The 17,933-nt window shown below is 34.5% G+C and carries 19 protein-coding genes and 1 tRNA gene; all 20 read left to right on the top strand.

Translation table 11 applies throughout. The features are described 5' to 3' along the window. Window positions 1-360 precede the first annotated feature (360 nt). Entirely contained in the window at window positions 361-1,647 is a 1,287-nt protein-coding gene (locus AC0NBN_RS15405; protein ID WP_160813602.1) for an adenylosuccinate synthase, read from the top strand. A gap of 322 nt (window positions 1,648-1,969) precedes the next feature. After that, window positions 1,970-2,818: an energy transducer TonB gene (locus AC0NBN_RS15400; RefSeq protein ID WP_160813604.1), complete on the top strand. Its 849-nt coding sequence runs from the start codon at window positions 1,970-1,972 to the stop codon at window positions 2,816-2,818. Window positions 2,819-2,983: 165 nt separating this feature from the next. Beyond that, window positions 2,984-3,757, top strand: a complete 774-nt coding sequence (locus AC0NBN_RS15395) for a ParA family protein (protein ID WP_143884158.1) — start codon at window positions 2,984-2,986, stop codon at window positions 3,755-3,757. Between the two features lie 62 nt (window positions 3,758-3,819). Further along, a complete protein-coding gene (locus AC0NBN_RS15390) occupies window positions 3,820-4,710 on the top strand; it encodes a ParB/RepB/Spo0J family partition protein (protein ID WP_160813606.1) in 891 nt (296 codons plus the stop codon). Then, complete coding sequence (locus AC0NBN_RS15385) at window positions 4,711-5,349, top strand: DUF5683 domain-containing protein (protein ID WP_160813608.1); 639 nt, start codon at window positions 4,711-4,713, stop codon at window positions 5,347-5,349. A 22-nt stretch (window positions 5,350-5,371) separates the two neighbouring features. Continuing rightward, window positions 5,372-6,073, top strand: a complete 702-nt coding sequence (gene dapB, locus AC0NBN_RS15380; RefSeq protein WP_160813610.1) for a 4-hydroxy-tetrahydrodipicolinate reductase — start codon at window positions 5,372-5,374, stop codon at window positions 6,071-6,073. A gap of 120 nt (window positions 6,074-6,193) precedes the next feature. Then, window positions 6,194-7,879: a signal peptidase I gene (gene lepB / locus AC0NBN_RS15375; RefSeq protein ID WP_160813611.1), complete on the top strand. Its 1,686-nt coding sequence runs from the start codon at window positions 6,194-6,196 to the stop codon at window positions 7,877-7,879. A 64-nt stretch (window positions 7,880-7,943) separates the two neighbouring features. Next, window positions 7,944-8,552 (top strand): WbqC family protein, encoded by a 609-nt coding sequence (locus tag AC0NBN_RS15370; protein ID WP_160813613.1) that lies wholly within the window; start codon window positions 7,944-7,946, stop codon window positions 8,550-8,552. Window positions 8,553-8,592: 40 nt separating this feature from the next. Beyond that, window positions 8,593-10,272 carry a S8 family serine peptidase gene (locus AC0NBN_RS15365; protein ID WP_160813615.1) on the top strand — a complete coding sequence of 560 codons (1,680 nt, stop codon included), beginning with the start codon at window positions 8,593-8,595 and terminating at the stop codon, window positions 10,270-10,272. A gap of 186 nt (window positions 10,273-10,458) precedes the next feature. Next, a complete protein-coding gene (locus tag AC0NBN_RS15360; protein ID WP_160813617.1) occupies window positions 10,459-10,956 on the top strand; it encodes a lipocalin family protein in 498 nt (165 codons plus the stop codon). 18 nt (window positions 10,957-10,974) lie between these two features. Next, the gene (locus AC0NBN_RS15355; protein WP_160813619.1) at window positions 10,975-11,664 is read left to right on the top strand and encodes a YiaD family glycine zipper/OmpA-like lipoprotein; all 690 of its coding nucleotides are present in this window, start codon (window positions 10,975-10,977) and stop codon (window positions 11,662-11,664) included. Between the two features lie 109 nt (window positions 11,665-11,773). Then, a complete protein-coding gene (locus AC0NBN_RS15350; protein ID WP_160813621.1) occupies window positions 11,774-12,658 on the top strand; it encodes a UbiA prenyltransferase family protein in 885 nt (294 codons plus the stop codon). Next, window positions 12,658-13,965, top strand: coding sequence for an FAD-binding oxidoreductase (locus tag AC0NBN_RS15345; RefSeq protein WP_160813623.1), 1,308 nt, complete (start codon window positions 12,658-12,660; stop codon window positions 13,963-13,965). Before AC0NBN_RS15350 ends, AC0NBN_RS15345 begins: the two co-directional genes overlap by 1 nt. Further along, a complete protein-coding gene (locus AC0NBN_RS15340) occupies window positions 13,966-14,691 on the top strand; it encodes an SDR family NAD(P)-dependent oxidoreductase (protein WP_160813625.1) in 726 nt (241 codons plus the stop codon). A gap of 3 nt (window positions 14,692-14,694) precedes the next feature. Then, the gene (locus tag AC0NBN_RS15335) at window positions 14,695-15,282 is read left to right on the top strand and encodes an HAD family hydrolase (protein WP_160813627.1); all 588 of its coding nucleotides are present in this window, start codon (window positions 14,695-14,697) and stop codon (window positions 15,280-15,282) included. A 24-nt stretch (window positions 15,283-15,306) separates the two neighbouring features. After that, entirely contained in the window at window positions 15,307-15,765 is a 459-nt protein-coding gene (locus AC0NBN_RS15330) for a hypothetical protein (protein ID WP_160813629.1), read from the top strand. A gap of 2 nt (window positions 15,766-15,767) precedes the next feature. Next, window positions 15,768-16,943 carry a cysteine desulfurase family protein gene (locus tag AC0NBN_RS15325; protein ID WP_160813631.1) on the top strand — a complete coding sequence of 392 codons (1,176 nt, stop codon included), beginning with the start codon at window positions 15,768-15,770 and terminating at the stop codon, window positions 16,941-16,943. A 67-nt stretch (window positions 16,944-17,010) separates the two neighbouring features. Then, window positions 17,011-17,328: a thioredoxin gene (gene trxA / locus AC0NBN_RS15320; RefSeq protein WP_040995543.1), complete on the top strand. Its 318-nt coding sequence runs from the start codon at window positions 17,011-17,013 to the stop codon at window positions 17,326-17,328. Window positions 17,329-17,431: 103 nt separating this feature from the next. Then, window positions 17,432-17,505 (top strand) — tRNA-Asp (locus AC0NBN_RS15315). 63 nt (window positions 17,506-17,568) lie between these two features. Next, window positions 17,569-17,901, top strand: coding sequence for a zinc ribbon domain-containing protein YjdM (locus AC0NBN_RS15310; protein ID WP_143884135.1), 333 nt, complete (start codon window positions 17,569-17,571; stop codon window positions 17,899-17,901). Window positions 17,902-17,933: the final 32 nt, after the last annotated feature.

The following is a 17,933-nucleotide window of genomic DNA, read 5'->3' as shown; positions in this document are numbered from 1 at the left end:
TTTGTTCTTTATTCTTTATTCTTTATTCTTTATTACTGCCCGGCTTATCCACTCTGCTATTATATTCTCTCTGAAATCTAATTCTATCCTCTTCTCCTGTTCAAAAATTGTTGAAACAGCAGGATACTGATAGAGTCACAATCACAGAATCATACTAAAATTACTACCTCAAACTATTTACATATAGTCTAAGGTGTTTACTTAAAACAAAGATTAAATTAAATTAGAATCTGCTTTTAAAAATATTTGTAATATTCAGGATAAGATTATTTTAAATCTCTTCTGCAATAAAAATAGTCACAAATTTGCCCACCAATATTTTTAAAACTAATTTTGCATGAATCTAAAATAAAAGTAAATATGTCAACTTACGTAGTTGTAGGCCTTCAATACGGAGATGAAGGGAAAGGTAAAATCACAGATGTTTTATCTGCAAAATCAGATTATGTTGTACGTTTCCAAGGAGGCGATAATGCAGGTCATACGGTTTATGTAGGAGATGAAAAATTTGTTTTACATCTTCTTCCTTCTGGAGTTCTTCAGTGTAAAGGCAAATGTATTATTGCCAATGGAGTAGTTGTTAATCCTAAAGCCTTCATGAAAGAAGTGGGGCAGATTGAAGAAAAAGGTCTTAAAACGGATCATATTTTTATCAGCAGAAGAGCTCACGTAATTATGCCGTACCATATTCTCTTGGATACTTACCGTGAAGAAGAACATGGAGGTACACAAATCGGAACTACCAAAAAGGGGATCGGACCTTGTTACGAAGATAAGATTGCAAGAGTAGGAATAAGAATGGTAGATTTACTTAATCCTGAAATTTTAAGAGAAAAAATTGAAAAAAACCTAAAAGTAAAAAATTCTCTTTTTGAAAAATACTACGGAAAACCGACATTAGATGTTGAAGAGATCTATAACGAATTTCTGGAAATCGGAAAGCAGCTTCAGGACAGAATTGTTGATACTGAAATTGAACTTAATGAAGCTATTCAGCAGGGTAAAAATGTACTTTTTGAAGGTGCACAAGCTTTAATGCTGGATATTGATTTCGGGACATATCCTTATGTGACATCATCTTCTCCATCAACAGGAGGAGTTTGTACCGGAGCCGGAGTTCCGCCGACTTCGCTCAAGAATCTAATTGGTGTAGCAAAAGCTTACTGTACTAGAGTAGGTAACGGACCGTTTCCATCTGAACTTGATAATGAATTGGGTGAAAAGATCAGACAAATTGGGCATGAATTCGGTGCTACGACAGGCAGGCCAAGAAGAACAGGCTGGTTAGATTTAGTATCATTAAAACATGCTTGTATGATCAATGGTATCAACAATTTAGTGATTACAAAACTAGACGTACTGACAGGAATAGACACCATTAAAATTGCTACAAAATACAAAACAGAAGACGGTAAAATCATAGATTATTTTACATCTTCCACTACCAAGCTATATGATTACGAAGCGATGTATGAAGAGCTTCCGGGCTGGACAGAAGACATAACCAAAGCAAGAAGTTATGATGAACTTCCTTTAAATGCTCAGAAATACATAGAATTTATAGAGGAATATTTAGGAATTAATGTCTATCTCGTTTCGGTAGGCCCTGAAAGAAGCCAGAACATTATCAGAAAAGAGTTGTTTTAATATTTCAAAAATATAAAAAAGAGACTGTCATTTGATGGTCTCTTTTTTTTGGAGCTAATTCCCGCTATCGCTACTCGCTTTTTCTAATTTCGGCGGCTTTCCGCCGGAATTAGAAAAGAGCTCAGATATGCCGCTCAATCGGGGCTAACAGGTTGTGCTAATTATTATTCAATGGATAGTTAAATTTTATTTTTATTACGTTTTTGATTTAATTTTCTGTTTTGTGCTAATAAATTGGCAAATATTTTGATATTAATCATGATAATTGAATGATTTATTGAAAACTGATAATTGTTCATCTTAACAATTAAATTTTACTGTGATGAAACACCTAGAACACAATCAGGAATTTAGGCTTAATGAAATCCTTTTCCAAAACCGTAACAAAGCGTATGGTGCGTATGCTTTAAGAAACGAATCAGACAGAATTTTAACTAAAGCACTTATCATAGGAGCAAGTTTATTAGCTACTGTAGCTGTAACTCCGCTCTTAATTAATGCTTTTAAAACAACTGAAGTATATGTCCCTTTTGAGCCTGTCTATAGACCGGTAGATATTATTCCTGTAGAACCTGAAAAACCAAAACCTACTGAAGTTGTAAAGCCTGCCCAGCCTGCACCGCCACCAAGCATAAAGCAATTTGATTCACAGGTGGTTACTCCCACCAGAAATGCAGATGAAAGTAATTTGGTAACGGAAATACCAAAGGATGCGATTGCGGGATTAAAAAATGATTTTGAGGCAAAACCTGCTGACCAGAATATCTACACTCCGGTAAGTGTTAACTCTGGATTGGGTACAATTGCTCCTCCAAAGATTGTTCCTCCTGCTGAAAGCGATTCTGATGATGCAGTGAAAAATCCGGACATACTTGTTATAAATGCAGATTTTGAAGGGGGAATTAATGCATTCAGAAATAAGGTTATGAATAAGTTTGATATATCACCATTTCAGGATGAAGGAAGCATAAGCACAACCGTTACATTTGTTGTAGAAAAAGACGGAACAATTTCAAATATTAAAACCAACGGGAAAGATGCAGGATTTAACGCTGAAGCTATTAGAACAATAAAAGCAGTAAAAGGAAAATGGATTCCAGGTAAAAATAAAAAAGGTGAACCTGTGAGAAGTTTATTTAAATTTCCTATCTCAATGAAATTTGATAGTTAGTTTGCATAAAAACCTATATATATAGTTATCCACAAAGAATTTTTTTTGTGGATAATTTTTTTACGATGTAATCTTCTTATTAACAATATTTTAACTCAATTTTCGTTTTAGCTATTCTTTAATAGCAGAGAAAAAAGTGTATTTTTGAGCATTAAAGTTTGAGCAATGGCAAAAATTATAGGTATCGCTAATCAGAAAGGGGGTGTAGGAAAAACAACAACCGCCGTCAACTTAGCTGCAGCATTAGGTGTATTAGAAAAGAAAATTCTTATTATTGATGCAGATCCGCAGGCAAATGCAACTTCTGGTTTGGGTGTGGAAGAAGTGCAGTATTCTACCTATAATCTTCTGGAGCATAGTGTCGATACTAGAAACTGTATTCAGAAAACCACTACTCCAAATTTAGATATTGTACCCTCTCATATTGATTTGGTTGCAGCAGAAATTGAATTGGTTGATAAAGAGAATCGGGAATATATGCTTAAAGAAGCATTAAAAGGAGTTAGAGATGATTATGACTATATCATCATAGACTGTGCACCAAGTTTGGGTTTGATTACAGTAAATGCTCTTACAGCGGCAGATTCTGTTATTATTCCTATCCAATGCGAATATTTTGCCCTTGAAGGTTTGGGGAAACTTTTGAATACTATTAAAAACGTACAGAAAATACATAATAAAGATCTTGATATTGAAGGGTTGTTGCTTACTATGTATGACAGCCGTTTGAGACTTTCTAATCAGGTGGTGGAAGAAGTGAATTCTCATTTTCCTGAAATGGTGTTTGAAACCATCATCAGTAGAAATGTAAGATTAAGTGAAGCTCCAAGTTTTGGTGAAAGTATCCTGAATTACGATGCAGAAAGTAAAGGCGCAATTCAATACATTCAGCTGGCAGAAGAAGTTTTATTAAAAAACGAAAAATTAGTTAAAAATTAATATGATTTTTGTAGTGAATAATTAATTCATCAATTATCATTTATAATAATCATTTATAAAGAATGAAGGACAAAAAAAGAGCAATGGGACGTGGTTTAGGAGCTATCCTGAGTGCAGAATCCAAAGCTACAGTCAATACGGCGACCGATGAAGGTGCAGATAAATTTGTTGGAAACATTATGGAAGTTCCGATAGAAGATATTTATCCTAATCCTACGCAGCCAAGAACTTATTTCGACGAAAAAGCATTGAATGAGTTAGCACAGTCTATTAAAAATCTTGGGGTAATTCAGCCGATTACTCTTAGAAAAGACCGGGAAAAATTCGAGATTATATCGGGAGAAAGAAGATTCAGAGCGAGTAAAATTGCAGGTCTGTCTTCTATTCCGGCATATATCCGTCTGGTAAATGATCAGGAGCTTTTAGAAATGGCTTTGGTTGAAAATATCCAGCGTGAAGATCTGGATGCTATTGAGATTGCTTTAACATATCACAGACTTTTGGAAGAAATAGGTCTTACCCAGGAAAATCTAAGTCAGAGAGTAGGTAAAGACAGAAGTACTATTACCAATTCTATAAGATTGCTAAGATTAAGTCCGGATATTCAGAATGCTATCAGAAGCGGAGAGATTTCTGCAGGACACGGAAGGGCAATTATCAGCCTCGAAAGCGAAGAGCATCAGAAAGCACTTTTTGATATGATCATCAAAGAAAAGCTTAATGTCCGTCAATCTGAACAGGCAGCTACTGCTTTGAAAAATCCTAAATCTCCTGCTGCAAAAAGAGCAAAAGCAGAGCTTTCTAATAACTATAAAAGAGCACAAAAAACAATTGCAGATATTCTTGATGTAAAAGTAGAAATTAAAACGACGGGCAGCGGAAAGAAGGGTAAAATTGTTTTAGATTTTAAAAATGAAGATGAGCTGGAATATATCTTATCGCATATTAAATAAATGAAAAAAAATCTTTTCACTTTCTTTATTTTTTTATCAGGTCTGATTTTTTCACAAATCAACCCGAGAGACAGTATAAGACTTGAACATTACGCTACCGACAGTATTCCTGTAGCAAAACCTCAGGCTCCTGCAAAAGTTATTCAGGAAATAGAGAGAGTAAATGCACCTGCAAAAGACAGGGTATCCAAACTAAATCCTACAAGAGCAGGTTTATATTCTGCGGTACTTCCGGGTTTAGGACAGACTTATAACAAAAAATACTGGAAAATTCCTATTGTTTGGGGAGCTGTAGGAACCGGAGTGGGAATTGCCATCTGGAATCAGAACAGATACAAAGAATATCGGGAGTATTATATTGCAAAACTAAACGGAACTCCAAATGAATTTTTGACGAGATTTCCGAATCTTGACGCCGTTGCTTTAGGAAATGCACAGGATCGTGCAAAAAGGCAAAGAGATTATGCCATTGCAATTACAGGATTGATTTATATTTTAAATATTGTTGATGCAGTGGTAGATGCTCATTTATATGAAGGAAGAAAAGACCCGGATCTCACCTTTACGCCTGCAGTAATTTACGATGATTACAATTTAAACCCGCCTAAAACAGGATTGGCATTTACCTATAGATTTTAAAGAAAAAATAGATTTTACTAGAATGAGAATAGCACTAGTCGGATATGGAAGAATGGGCAAAATTATAGACGATATTGCCACTAAAAGAGGTCACGAAATTGTTGCCAGACTGAAGGAAACACCGACTACGGAAAACCTTAATAATCCAGATGTTGTCATAGAGTTTTCGTTGCCGGAAGTTGCTTTTGATAATATTAAATCTTGCCTTGAAAATAAAATTCCCGTAATCTGCGGTACAACCGGCTGGCTGGAAAGAAAATCAGAAATTGAAAATATTGCTGTTCAGAATGAAACGGCATTTTTATATGGCTCCAATTTCAGTTTGGGTGTAAATTTATTTTTTGCTTTAAACGAAAAACTGGCAGGACTCATGAAAAATGTTGATCAATACACCTGTCAGATTGAAGAAATTCATCATATTCACAAACTGGATGCGCCAAGCGGAACAGCTATTTCTTTGGCAGAAGGAATTATCGGTAATTCGGACAAATATGATGCTTGGAAGCTCGAAGAAACTCAGGAAAAACAATTGGGTATTTTCGCGGTAAGAGAAGATGAAGTTCCGGGCACACACAGCGTTTATTACCGAAGTGAAGTAGACGAAATAGAAATTAAGCATACCGCTTTCAACAGAAATGGTTTTGCATTGGGAGCAGTTGTTGCAGCAGAGTGGATCAAAGATAAAAAAGGAAATTTCACCATGAAAGATGTTTTAGGACTTTAGTTTTGTAACAAAATTCCTACCTTGCAAACTAATAACAATGAATGATGATATGCAAATAGTAAATCTGTTATCATCTATCGCTCATCATTAATCATTTATATAGATTTAGGCACAAAATTTATGAATTACTTTTTAACGTATACAGTTTATGTCCTCATTTTGTCAGTACTGATGGGGATTTCCACATGGAAACTGTTTAAGAAACTAGGGTACAGTCCGCTTTTTGCATTCATACCTTTTTATAATTATTTTATTATTCTTAAAGAGACAAAACATCCGAAATGGTGGGCGGTTTTATCATATTTACCAATTGTGGGACCTATTATGATGAGCGTTTTTCATTTGTATCTGATGAAAAAGTTTGGGAAAACTCTTTTTAAAGATCAGTTGCTGACCGTAATCTTGCCTTTTATCTATATGGCAACGGTAAATTATTCAAGAGATGCTGAGATAGAGGATGAAAACGAAATCTATCTGACTCAGGAAGAAAAAGAAGCAAAAAAGAAAGATTCTTTTATAGGATCTATTACTTTTGCTGTTGTTTTTGCTACCATCATTCATACTTTTGTTACTCAGCCTTTTGGAATTCCTACAGGTTCAATGGAAAGAACTTTGCTGGTTGGAGATTTTCTTTTCGTTAACAAATGGAGCTACGGTTACAGGCTTCCGATGCGCCCATTAGCAATTCCTTTTCTACAAGGAACAATTTATGACCTCCAAAAGGATGGTAACCCCAAAAATGACGGAAAATCTTATGTAGAAGCTGTAAAATTACCTTACGAAAGAATTTTCCAGTTCAACAAACCGCAAAAAAATGATATTGTCGTTTTCAATTATCCACGTGATTCTGTGCACGTTTCATTAGACAGAGCCGATCCCTATGTAAAAAGATGTGTTGCTGTTGCAGGAGATACATTTGAGATGAGAGACGGCAGAATGTTTGTGAACGGAAAACCGGAAACAATTTTGGGAGATCAGGAAGTGCAGCACTCTTTTCTTATAGAAGCAAGTAGCGAAATTGATGTTCCTGCACTCTATAAAAGATTAGGTTTTATTACAGTGGCTGTTTTAGATAAGGAAAGATATTTTTCACCAGAAAAAGCTAAGAAGTATAAAATAAATCCTAATAATATCATTTACATGATGAATTTGACTTCTTCTAGGCTTGAAGAAATTAAGGCGTTACCACAAGTTGTTTCTACTCATGAAGAAATAATGGAAAGAGGAGAAGGCGGGATAACTTACAAAAACATAGAACGAACAAAAATTGATACAACAAATTCTATTTTTCCTATTAATAAAGGTTGGAATCAAGATCAGTACGGACCTTTAACAATTCCTAAAAAAGGCGATGTAGTTACCATCAATCAGGAAACTTTGCCGGAATATCAGTGGATCATCAAAAATTACGAGCATAATACACTGGAAAATAAGAACGGTAAAATTTTTATCAACGGAAAAGAAACCAATCAATACACAATTCAGCAGGATTATTATATGATGGTTGGGGATAACCGTGATGCTTCATTGGATGCAAGATTCTTTGGTTTTGTTCCTGAAGAAAATATTGTTGGAAAACCAATGTTTACATGGATGAGTATTGAAGGTGTATTTAGTGATTCTCAATCGTCTTATCAAGCAGATGGATGGAGGATCCGTTGGGATAGAATGTTCAAAGCAACTAATACAGGAGAAGCTAATAAAACATCTTATTGGTGGATTGCGGCAATGATTCTTATATTGTTTTTCGGATGGGAATATTTCGTGAAATTATTCAGCAAAAAGAAAGACAGCGACGAGATTTAATGATAATTTTAAAAAAAATAAATGAAGTATTTGAATAAAGTACTTCATTTTTCTATAAAAAACTATGCAAAATATATTACTACCCGTATTTTATTTACCGCCTGTTTCATGGTTTTCAGAATTTTTAAATGCTGAAAATAAAATTATTTTTGAGCAGTTTGAAAATTTTCCTAAGCAAACCTACAGAAACAGAACCAATATATTCGGAGCGAACGGGAAACTTTCATTAATTATCCCAATTAATCATAACGGAAGCAGAATTTTTAAAGATATAGAAATTTCTTACAGGGAAGATTGGCAAAAACTTCATTGGAAGTCTATAAAAACAGCCTATCAAAGCTCGCCATATTTTGAATATTACGAAGATAAACTGATTAAGCTGTACGAAAGCCGAAGTAAGTTTTTACTTGATTTTAATCTGAAAAGTATTGAGATCGTTCAGAATATTTTAAAAACAGAAAAGGCATACTCTTTGAATAATGAGTATGTTAAATTTCCGGAAGAAGTTAACTTTAGAGAAAGATTTTCGGCAAAAAATCCTTCAGAATACGAAATGAATGAATATTACCAGACATTTTCTGATAAGATGGGTTTTCTAAAAGATTTGTCGATTTTAGATCTAATTTGTAACAAAGGTCCGGAATCTGTTACTTATCTTAAAGAGATAAAGTAATTATTTAAATTAATTTTCAAAAAGAACAATAAATCTAAATATGAAAAAGGTATTTTTAGCAGCGGTTTTTTTAGTAGGTTTTACCTATTCATCTGCTCAGCAGATTTCTGATAAAAAAGAAGATAAAGATTTGATGACGTGGTATCACAAAGATTTTGCAACGTCAAATGTGTATGGAGTAAATACAGAAAATGCATACAAGTTTTTAGAATCAAAAGGTTTAAAACCTCAAACTATTATTGTAGGTGTTTTAGATAGTGGTGTTCAGGTTGATCATCCAGGTTTAGTAAAAAACATGTGGACAAATCCTAACGAGATTCCAGGAAATGGAAAAGACGATGATGGAAACGGATATATAGATGACATCCACGGATGGAATTTTATCGGAGGGAAAAATGGAGATATTGGTGTTGATAATATGGAAGTTACCCGTGTTGTTGCAAAATACAAACCTGTTTTTGAAGGGGATGACTCTACAAAAAACAAAGCAAATCAGGCAAAAATGCCGGAGGAATTTGCAATGTATATGAAATCTAAGGAAATTTTCAATAAGAAAAGTGTAGAAGGAAAACAGCAGTTCAAGCAATTCGAAATGATTAGTCAATCGATTCCAACGATAGTATCACTTTTAAATGGAAAGCCTTTGACAACAGAAAATATCAAAGGAATTACTCCGAAAAAACAGGAAGAGGCAATTGCATTGGAAATTCTTAAAAGTCTGGCAGGAAATCCTGAATTTACGGGTAAATCTCCACAGGAAGTAGGTGATATGATTGCAAAAGAAATAAAACCTGCGCTTGATCATTTTGGTCCGATGGCAAAACAATATGATTTAAGTTTTGATCCCCGTAAAGAAATTGTAGGAGATAATTATGATGATTATTCTGAAAAAGCATACGGAAACAATCATTACGAAGGTCCTGATGCAGAACATGGAACACACGTAGCCGGGATTATTGCAGGATTGCCTCAGGGAAAAGAAGTACAGTATGGAGTAGCTTCCAGAGTGGCAAAAATTATGACGGTAAGAACAGTTCCTAATGGCGACGAGAGAGATAAAGATGTAGCCAATGCTATCCGGTATGCTGTGGATAATGGAGCTAAAATTCTCAATATGAGTTTCGGTAAACCTGTTTCTCCAGGGAAGAATGTGATTTGGGATGCTTTCAAATATGCAGAAAATAAAGGTGTTTTATTGGTAAAAGCGGCAGGTAACGAGAATGAGGATGTTGCAGAACATCTGGCTTATCCTACTAACTTTAAAAACGTTAGTGATGCAGCTCCTTTTGTAAATAATGTAATGGTTGTAGGAGCCAGTACGAATAGAAACGAGGATCTGAGAGCAGGGTTTTCTAACTATAACAAAAAAATGGTAAATGTCTTTGCTCCTGGTGAAGAAATTTATTCTACGGTTCCTAAAAATGATTACAGTTATCAGCAGGGAACTTCAATGGCATCACCTGTTGCAGCTGGAGCAGCAGCAGTTCTGTTGGCATATATGCCCAATCTGAAACCTCATCAGATCATAGAAGCTTTAGTGAAAACAAGCAACATCAGTAAAGAAAATGAATTTGGAGAAAAATCTCAGGCAGGTGGCGTAATTGATGTTAAGAAAGCAGCAGAATATGCCTATAGCAATTTCTATGATGGAAAATCATCATCTCAGAACTCAAAAACTGGTAATAAGAAAAAAACTTCAAGAAAATCTGTAAAGAGATAGTTATCAGTTAGTTTTAAAAGAATAATTTATTTAAGCCTGTTTTTACAGGCTTTATTTTTTTGTTCATGAATTAAATTGGCACGGTTTTTTGTAGTATCTTTAAATGTTAAAATAAATAAACGGAAAGTGAATCTATTGTAATAAATGCTTTTGATTTACTTTAACATTAATAATAAACATTAAACTATGAAAAAACTATTACTTGCAGGCATAGTGGGAACTTCACTTTTTGCAGTGTCTTGTTCCGGAGTTAAAAAGGCAGGTGAGGCTCAGAACCAAAGAGCTGAATTTCTGAAAATGAAAGGTGATTGGCAAATCGTTAGTATAGACTACGATAAGTCTTATAAAATAAAGCCTTTTGACGAAGGAGCCGATGCTCAATGCTTTATTGGCAGTCACTGGAGATTTATTCCTAATAATTATTCAGGATCGTACACATTGAACGGTGGCGGATCTTGTCCAAAACTTATCCAGCCGATTAAGGTTGATATCAAATCCAATGTATTTAGTTTTAAAAAAATTGCAGAGGGAACAAAAGCTAAGCAAAACACGGTAGGATATACATTAAATCTAATTGATAGAGGTACTGATGAGTTTTCTTTAGAACAGAATGTTCCATTTGAGGGCAACACAATTAAGGTCGTATACAATTTTCAGAGAACAGGTATGGATTTTACCAGATAATTTTTAAAAATATTTACAATGAAATTTAATAAAACATATATTAGCGCATTATTTTTATCATCAGCTTTAATCTTGTCAAGCTGTGAAGCAGTACAAAATTCTAATCACCAGCAAAGAGGAACCGCAGTAGGTGTCGCTTCTGGTGCAGTAATTGGCGGAATTTTAGGAAATAATGTAGGAAAAGGAAAAAATGCGGCTTTAGGTGCAGTTTTAGGAGGAGTTATTGGTGGTGTTGCAGGTAATGTTATCGGTAGTAAAATGGATAAGCAGGCAAAAGAGATCAAAGACACTCTTCCTGGTGCGGAAGTTGAAAGAGTAGGTGACGGTATCAAAATTACTTTAAATGAAAGTATTGTTACTTTTGCATTCGATTCTTCCAATCTTACTGCTTTGGCAAAGACTAATCTTGATAAATTATCAGAGGTATTAGTTAATAATCCGGATACCAATATCAATATTTATGGTCATACGGACAGTAAAGGTTCTGATGATTACAACCAAAAGCTTTCTGAAAGAAGAGCCAATGCTGTAAAATCGTATTTAGTATCAAAAGGTATTGCGGCAAGCAGAATGTTTGCTTTAGGAGAGGGTGAGGCAATGCCGATTGTATCAAATGATACCGATGAAGGAAGAGCAAAAAACAGAAGAGTTGAGTTTGCTATTACTGCAAATGAAAAAATGATTAATGACGCTCAAAACGGTCAGTAATACATTTAATAAATAAATATTATTTCAAAAAACCGCCATGGCGGTTTTTTTTGTATTTTTATACGTAATTTTTTTATAAATCAGTATTTTTGCACTCGAAACTACATAAATGAAGAAATATCTAAAGCTACTTCGTGTAGAACAATGGGTGAAAAACCTGTTTGTCTTTGTACCATTATTCTTTTCCGGGAATATTAATAATATAGATTTACTGTCCAAAAGTATTTTTGCTTTTGTCATATTTTCTTTAGCTGCCGGAGTTGTTTATATTCTGAACGATTATAATGATATTGAAGCAGATCAGAAACATCCGGAAAAGAGAAGAAGACCATTGGCAAGCGGAGCTGTTTCCAAGCAGAAAGCAATAGCCATTCTTACCGGATTGATTATTACAGATATTCTTTTAGTATTATTTGCTCACTTTTTCTTTCATATTGAGGTGTGGAGATTTGCTTTAATCATCATCTTTTATTTTGTGATGAATCTGGCATATACTTTCAAGCTGAAACATGTTCCTATTATAGATATTTTTATTATCGCCATAGGCTTTGTCCTTCGTGTTCAGGCAGGAGGGTATATTACAGGAATTTTCATATCACAATGGGCAACATTGCTCACATTTGTTTTAGCATTGGTATTAGCAATAGGCAAAAGAAGAGGAGAACTGATTAATGCACAGATTTCAGGTAAAACCAGAAAGTCCTTAGATGGTTACAATGTTCAGTTTGCAGATATCACGCTTTCAATTTCAGTGGCTCTGGCAATTGTCTGCTATCTGATGTTTACTTTATCACCAGAAATTCAGGGAAGGCTGCATTCTGCGGTTTTTTATACGGTTATTTTTGTTGTATTTGCTTTTTTGAGATACCTACAGCAGACTTTGGTGTACAATCGTACCGAATCGCCAACCAAAATAGTTTATAAAGACCGTTATATACAGGTTACTTTAATATTGTGGGTAGCTGCATTTTTAATTTTAATCTATTTTAAATAATGAAGCCGGATTTCACACAAAAAGTTTCAAACTGGGGTAATTTTCCTGTGGTGGAAAAGCAAATGAAGTCGGAAGACAGCTTTAGAAAAATTAAAGAATTTATTCAAGACCACAATGAAGTTATCGCAAGAGGCAACGGAAGATGTTACGGTGATGCTTCTTTGGGTGAAAATATTTTCTCAACCAAAAAGCTCAATAAGTTTATCAGCTTTGATAGGTTAAACGGAATTATTGAATGTGAATCAGGGGTTCTTTTGTCAGATGTTTTGGAAATTTCTGTTTCGCAAGGTTATTTTTTAATGGTGACACCCGGAACCAAATTCATTACAATTGGCGGGGCTATTGCTTCAGACGTGCACGGAAAAGGGATTCACTGTTTTTCAGAATGTCTTATAGAGTTTAGTCTGATGAATGAAAGTGGAGATGTTTTAAAGTGTTCAAGGGATGAAAATTCTGAAAAATTTTGGGCAACAATTGGAGGAATGGGACTTACAGGAATTATTCTGTCGGCAAAATTCAGGCTTAAAAAAATTGAAACAGCGTATATTCGTCAGGAAAGTATAAAAGCGAAAAATCTGGATGAGATTTTTGAATTGTTTAAAGAATGCGAAAGCTGGACCTATAATGTAGCATGGATTGACTGCCTTCAAAAAGGTGAAAACATTGGAAGAAGTGTACTGCAAAGAGGTGAATTTGCTTTGAAAAATGAGCTTCCGGAAAAATTTAAAGGAAAGCCGCTTCGTTTGAAAACAAAAAAATTACCAGCCGTGCCCTTTTATTTTCCGGGTTTTGTGCTTAACAATCTTACGGTAAAAATTTTCAATTTTTTAATTTACAATAAGCAAAAAAATAAAATTGTAAAGAATATTATACCCTACGAAAGCTTTTTTTATCCCCTCGATATTATAGAAGACTGGAATAAAATTTATGGTAAGTCCGGCTTCATACAATACCAAATGGTTATTCCTAAAGAAAAAGGAAAAGAAGGAATGAGAAGAATATTAGAAACTATTGCTAATTCTGGGAACGGCTCTTTTTTGGCAGTTCTCAAATTTATTGGTAAAAACAATCCAATGGCATATAATTCATTTCCATTCGAGGGTTACACTTTAGCATTAGATTTTAAGGTTAATAATAAATTAAAAAAACTTGTGGCTGAGCTTGATCATATTGTAGAAGAATTTGGCGGAAGAATTTATCTTGCCAAAGACAGCATGAGCAAGTCTTCTTTAACGGACTATCTGCGAAATGTAGAAAGCTCAAAGTTTGTATCTCTGCAGCATAAAAGAATCTTAAATAATAAATAAATGATTGTTCTCGGTACAACATCCGAAGTTGCCCAGGCTTTTGTAGAAAAAGCTTTGCAGGAAGGGGAAAAGTTTGAAAAAATTTATCTCTTCACATCAAATCTGGAGTCTGCAGAAAGATTTGCCAGACATATTGATGTGAAATTCTTACAGCAATCAGAAGTTATTGAATTAGATTTAACAAAAGAAATAAAATATTCTGAGTTTGAGCACATCAATTCCAATGTATTATTTTGTGCAACAGGGTATTTAGGAGAAGGAACGGAAGAGGGTTTATACGATAATAAAAATACAGAAAGGATTATCGAAATTAATTACTCCAAGCTTGTTCCTCTGATTAATTATTTTGCCAAAAAGTTTGAAAGCAGAAGATTAGGAACCATCATCGGGCTTTCTTCTGTTGCAGGTGAAAGAGGAAGGCAGAGTAATTTTATTTACGGAAGTGCAAAAGCGGCATTCACAGCTTATTTGAGCGGACTGAGAAATTATCTTTTTGACAAGAAAGTCCATGTAATGACAGTAAAACCAGGCTTCATGGCTACAAAAATGACAGAAGGTCTGCCACTTAATCCAAAATTGACAGCAACTCCCAAGCAGGCGGCAGAATTCATTTTTAAGGCATACAAAAAGCAGAAAGACGTTGTGTATGTTTTGCCGGTGTGGGGAATTATTATGATGATTATCCGCAATATTCCGGAGTTCATATTTAAAAAATTAAAGCTTTAAGTAATGAAAAAACTGTATTGTTTTGATTTTGACGGAACAATTACCTATAAAGACACAATGTTCCTGTTTCTCCGATATTATAATCCGGTGAAATTCAGAATGCAGTTTATCAGGCATATTCCGCTGTTTGTTCTTTTAAAATTGAAACTGGCAGATACTGAAAAAGTGAAAAAAAGTTTCATTGGTTCTGTTCTGAGAGGTCAGCTTCAGTTAAAAATAGAAGAAAAAGCTAAAAAATTTTTTGAGGAAAATTATCCTAAAATCATCAGAGAAAACGCCTTGGATTTTATTAACAATATAGACAGAGAAAATACTCACAGTCTTATGGTAACTGCATCTCTTGATATTTGGGCTAAACCTTTTGCAGAAAAACTGAAGATGCAGCTGGTTTCTACTCAGGCAGAGTTCAGAAATGGTATTTTTACAGGAAATTTTATTGGCATTAATTGTAACGGAAATGAAAAGCTGGAAAGAATAAAAAAAGAAATTTCCGGACATAAGTATGATAAAATCATTGCTTTCGGTGATACTTCCGGAGATAAGACAATGTTAAAATGGGCAGATGAAGGTCATTACCGATTTTTTCATTAATTTTGAAGAATCAATAAAAATAAAATGAACAAATTGCTAATTTTGTTTTTTGCAACAATACTGAGTTGTACAGGAACTACAGCACAAAAAACTTCGAGTATGCAAAATCAGGCAGAAATTCTTGTTTCTGAAACTCAGGGCGGAACAGAAAAACAAGGATTCAGAATTTTAAATAACCGACAGGAATTGGCAGACGAAATCAAAGACAGGTATACTGCATCCGGACAAAGTCCTATAATAGAAACACCCACTTTCCCGAAAGATAAGAAAGTAGTGGTTTATTATATGGGAACTTTCAGTTCCGGGGATCACCAAGTCAATGAAATTAAAAATATTTCAGTAAAAAATAACACCCTTTTTATAGAAATACCAGAATATGAATCTGGTGGAATGGCAATTCAGGTAATGTCAAATCCTTGGTTTGTGTTTTCGGTTCCGGCGAGTTACCAATTTACTTCTGTACAACTAAAATCTTCAAAGTAAAAATGAATAAAATATATTTGGATAACGCTGCAACAACACCTCTTTCTGATGAGGTAATTGATGCAATGATTGATACCATGAAAATCAATTTCGGAAACCCGTCATCTACCCACAGTTTTGGTCAGGAAGCAAAAATCCTGATAGAAAATGTAAGAAGACAGGTCGCAGATTATCTTCATGTAAGTCCGGCTGAAATTATTTTTACTTCATGCGGAACGGAGTCCAATAATATGATTATTAAATCTTGTGTAGAGCATCTCGGCGTAGAAAGAATTATAAGTTCTCCTATGGAACATAAATGTGTTTCCGAAAGTATTCTGGATATGAAAAGCAGAAAAGGAGTAGAGGTAAATTATATTCGTCCCAATGAAAAAGGAGATATTGATCTGGCAAAATTAGAAGAACTTCTAAAATCTTCAGATAAAAAAACACTGGTAAGTTTAATGCACGCCAATAATGAAATAGGAAACCTTATTGATTTAAAAAAGGCTGCACAGATTTGCAAGGAAAATAATGCACTGTTTCATTCAGATACTGTGCAGACAATGGCTCATATGCACCTTGATTTTTCTGATATTCCTGTAGATTTTGCTTCATGCAGTGCACATAAATTCCATGGTCCGAAAGGAATCGGATTTGCTTTTGTTCGTAAAGCAACAGGTTTGAAAGGCATTATTACAGGAGGACCACAGGAAAGAAGCCTGAGAGCAGGAACGGAAAATGTTGCAGGAATTGCAGGTTTAGGAAAAGCATTGGAACTTTCCATCCAAAATATGGAAGATTATGCTGCTCATATGCAAAGCATTAAACAATATGCTGTAGAAAAACTTTCTGATGAAATTCACGGAATAAAATTTAATGGTAGAAGCGCAGAAGCTGAGAAGAGCTTATATACAGTAATAAGCATTTTACTTCCGTATAAAAATCCGCTTATCGGATTACAGTTGGATATGAAGGGTATCGCAGTTTCGCAGGGGAGTGCCTGTTCTTCTGGAGCTTCTAAGCCTTCTATGGTCATGATGATGGTACTGTCTGAAGACGAAATGGATCATTGTACACCACTGCGTGTTTCTTTCAGTCACTTAACTACAAAAAGTGATATTGATACACTTGTACAAGCTTTGAAAGAGATTTCAAAAGATTTTGTTATAGAAAATACAAATGTTGAGCATAGATAGTCTTATGGCTCAATAGTTGTAAATTTGTATCTATAAATTAGAATATTAATAATAAAAAAATAAAAACATGGCTTTAGAAATTACAGATAGCTCGTTTCAGGAAACAGTTTTAAAATCAGATAAACCGGTATTGGTAGATTTTTGGGCAGTATGGTGCGGACCATGCAGAACATTAGGACCAATCATTGAAGAAGTAGCCAGCGATTTTGAAGGAAAAGCTGTAGTAGGAAAAGTAGATGTAGACAACAATCAGGAAATTTCTATGCAGTACGGAATCAGAAATATTCCTACAGTATTGATTTTTAAAAACGGAGAAGTGGTAGATAAATTGGTAGGAGTAGCTCCAAAAGAAGTTATTGCAGAAAAATTAAGTGCACACTTATAAAAATAATTAATTTGATAATGAATGCTTTCCGGATTCGGGAAGCATTTTTTTGATCTGATGTTTGTAAAATAAGTTAAAAAGTGTATTTTTGCAGTACCAAAATGATCCGGTAGTTCAGCTGGTTAGAATGCCGCCCTGTCACGGCGGAGGTCGCGGGTTCGAGTCCCGTCCGGATCGCAATCCTGTAAGATATTACAGGATTTTTTTATTCATTAACCTTAAATAGCATTAAAAATCATTATGAGCGATACTATCATTTGTCCTAAATGTCAGTCAGAATATACGTATGAACAAGACGGAATGATGGTTTGTTCCCAGTGCTTTCATGAGTGGAATCCTTCTGAAGCAGCAGATGAAGATAAAATTTTTGATGTTAACGGAAATGAACTACAAAACGGAGATTCTGTGGTTGTAGTAAAAGATTTACCTGTAAAAGGGGCTCCGAAACCCGTAAAAGCAGGAACTAAGGTGAAGAATATACGTTTGAGACCGGGATCTGATCACAATATCGACTGTAAGATTGATGGGTTTGGAGCAATGGCTTTAAAATCAGAATTTGTGAAGAAAGCATAAACACAAGGCTATTATATATCAAATAGCTATTG

This window comes from Chryseobacterium sp. L12, from assembly GCF_056133985.1.
Note: the sequence above shows the minus strand (reverse complement) of the source record. Positions and strands in the feature narration are given on the sequence as shown.

Coding starts and splice junctions, on each gene's coding strand:
- AC0NBN_RS15370 (WP_160813613.1), top strand. CDS start 7,944: ATGCAAAATATATTACTACCCGTATTTTATTTACCGCCTGTTTCATGG.
- AC0NBN_RS15385 (WP_160813608.1), top strand. CDS start 4,711: ATGAAAAAAAATCTTTTCACTTTCTTTATTTTTTTATCAGGTCTGATT.
- AC0NBN_RS15395 (WP_143884158.1), top strand. CDS start 2,984: ATGGCAAAAATTATAGGTATCGCTAATCAGAAAGGGGGTGTAGGAAAA.
- trxA (WP_040995543.1), top strand. CDS start 17,011: ATGGCTTTAGAAATTACAGATAGCTCGTTTCAGGAAACAGTTTTAAAA.
- AC0NBN_RS15340 (WP_160813625.1), top strand. CDS start 13,966: ATGATTGTTCTCGGTACAACATCCGAAGTTGCCCAGGCTTTTGTAGAA.
- AC0NBN_RS15355 (WP_160813619.1), top strand. CDS start 10,975: ATGAAATTTAATAAAACATATATTAGCGCATTATTTTTATCATCAGCT.
- AC0NBN_RS15335 (WP_160813627.1), top strand. CDS start 14,695: ATGAAAAAACTGTATTGTTTTGATTTTGACGGAACAATTACCTATAAA.
- lepB (WP_160813611.1), top strand. CDS start 6,194: ATGAATTACTTTTTAACGTATACAGTTTATGTCCTCATTTTGTCAGTA.
- AC0NBN_RS15330 (WP_160813629.1), top strand. CDS start 15,307: ATGAACAAATTGCTAATTTTGTTTTTTGCAACAATACTGAGTTGTACA.
- AC0NBN_RS15390 (WP_160813606.1), top strand. CDS start 3,820: ATGAAGGACAAAAAAAGAGCAATGGGACGTGGTTTAGGAGCTATCCTG.
- AC0NBN_RS15360 (WP_160813617.1), top strand. CDS start 10,459: ATGAAAAAACTATTACTTGCAGGCATAGTGGGAACTTCACTTTTTGCA.
- AC0NBN_RS15350 (WP_160813621.1), top strand. CDS start 11,774: ATGAAGAAATATCTAAAGCTACTTCGTGTAGAACAATGGGTGAAAAAC.
- AC0NBN_RS15365 (WP_160813615.1), top strand. CDS start 8,593: ATGAAAAAGGTATTTTTAGCAGCGGTTTTTTTAGTAGGTTTTACCTAT.
- dapB (WP_160813610.1), top strand. CDS start 5,372: ATGAGAATAGCACTAGTCGGATATGGAAGAATGGGCAAAATTATAGAC.
- AC0NBN_RS15310 (WP_143884135.1), top strand. CDS start 17,569: ATGAGCGATACTATCATTTGTCCTAAATGTCAGTCAGAATATACGTAT.
- AC0NBN_RS15325 (WP_160813631.1), top strand. CDS start 15,768: ATGAATAAAATATATTTGGATAACGCTGCAACAACACCTCTTTCTGAT.
- AC0NBN_RS15400 (WP_160813604.1), top strand. CDS start 1,970: ATGAAACACCTAGAACACAATCAGGAATTTAGGCTTAATGAAATCCTT.
- AC0NBN_RS15345 (WP_160813623.1), top strand. CDS start 12,658: ATGAAGCCGGATTTCACACAAAAAGTTTCAAACTGGGGTAATTTTCCT.
- AC0NBN_RS15405 (WP_160813602.1), top strand. CDS start 361: ATGTCAACTTACGTAGTTGTAGGCCTTCAATACGGAGATGAAGGGAAA.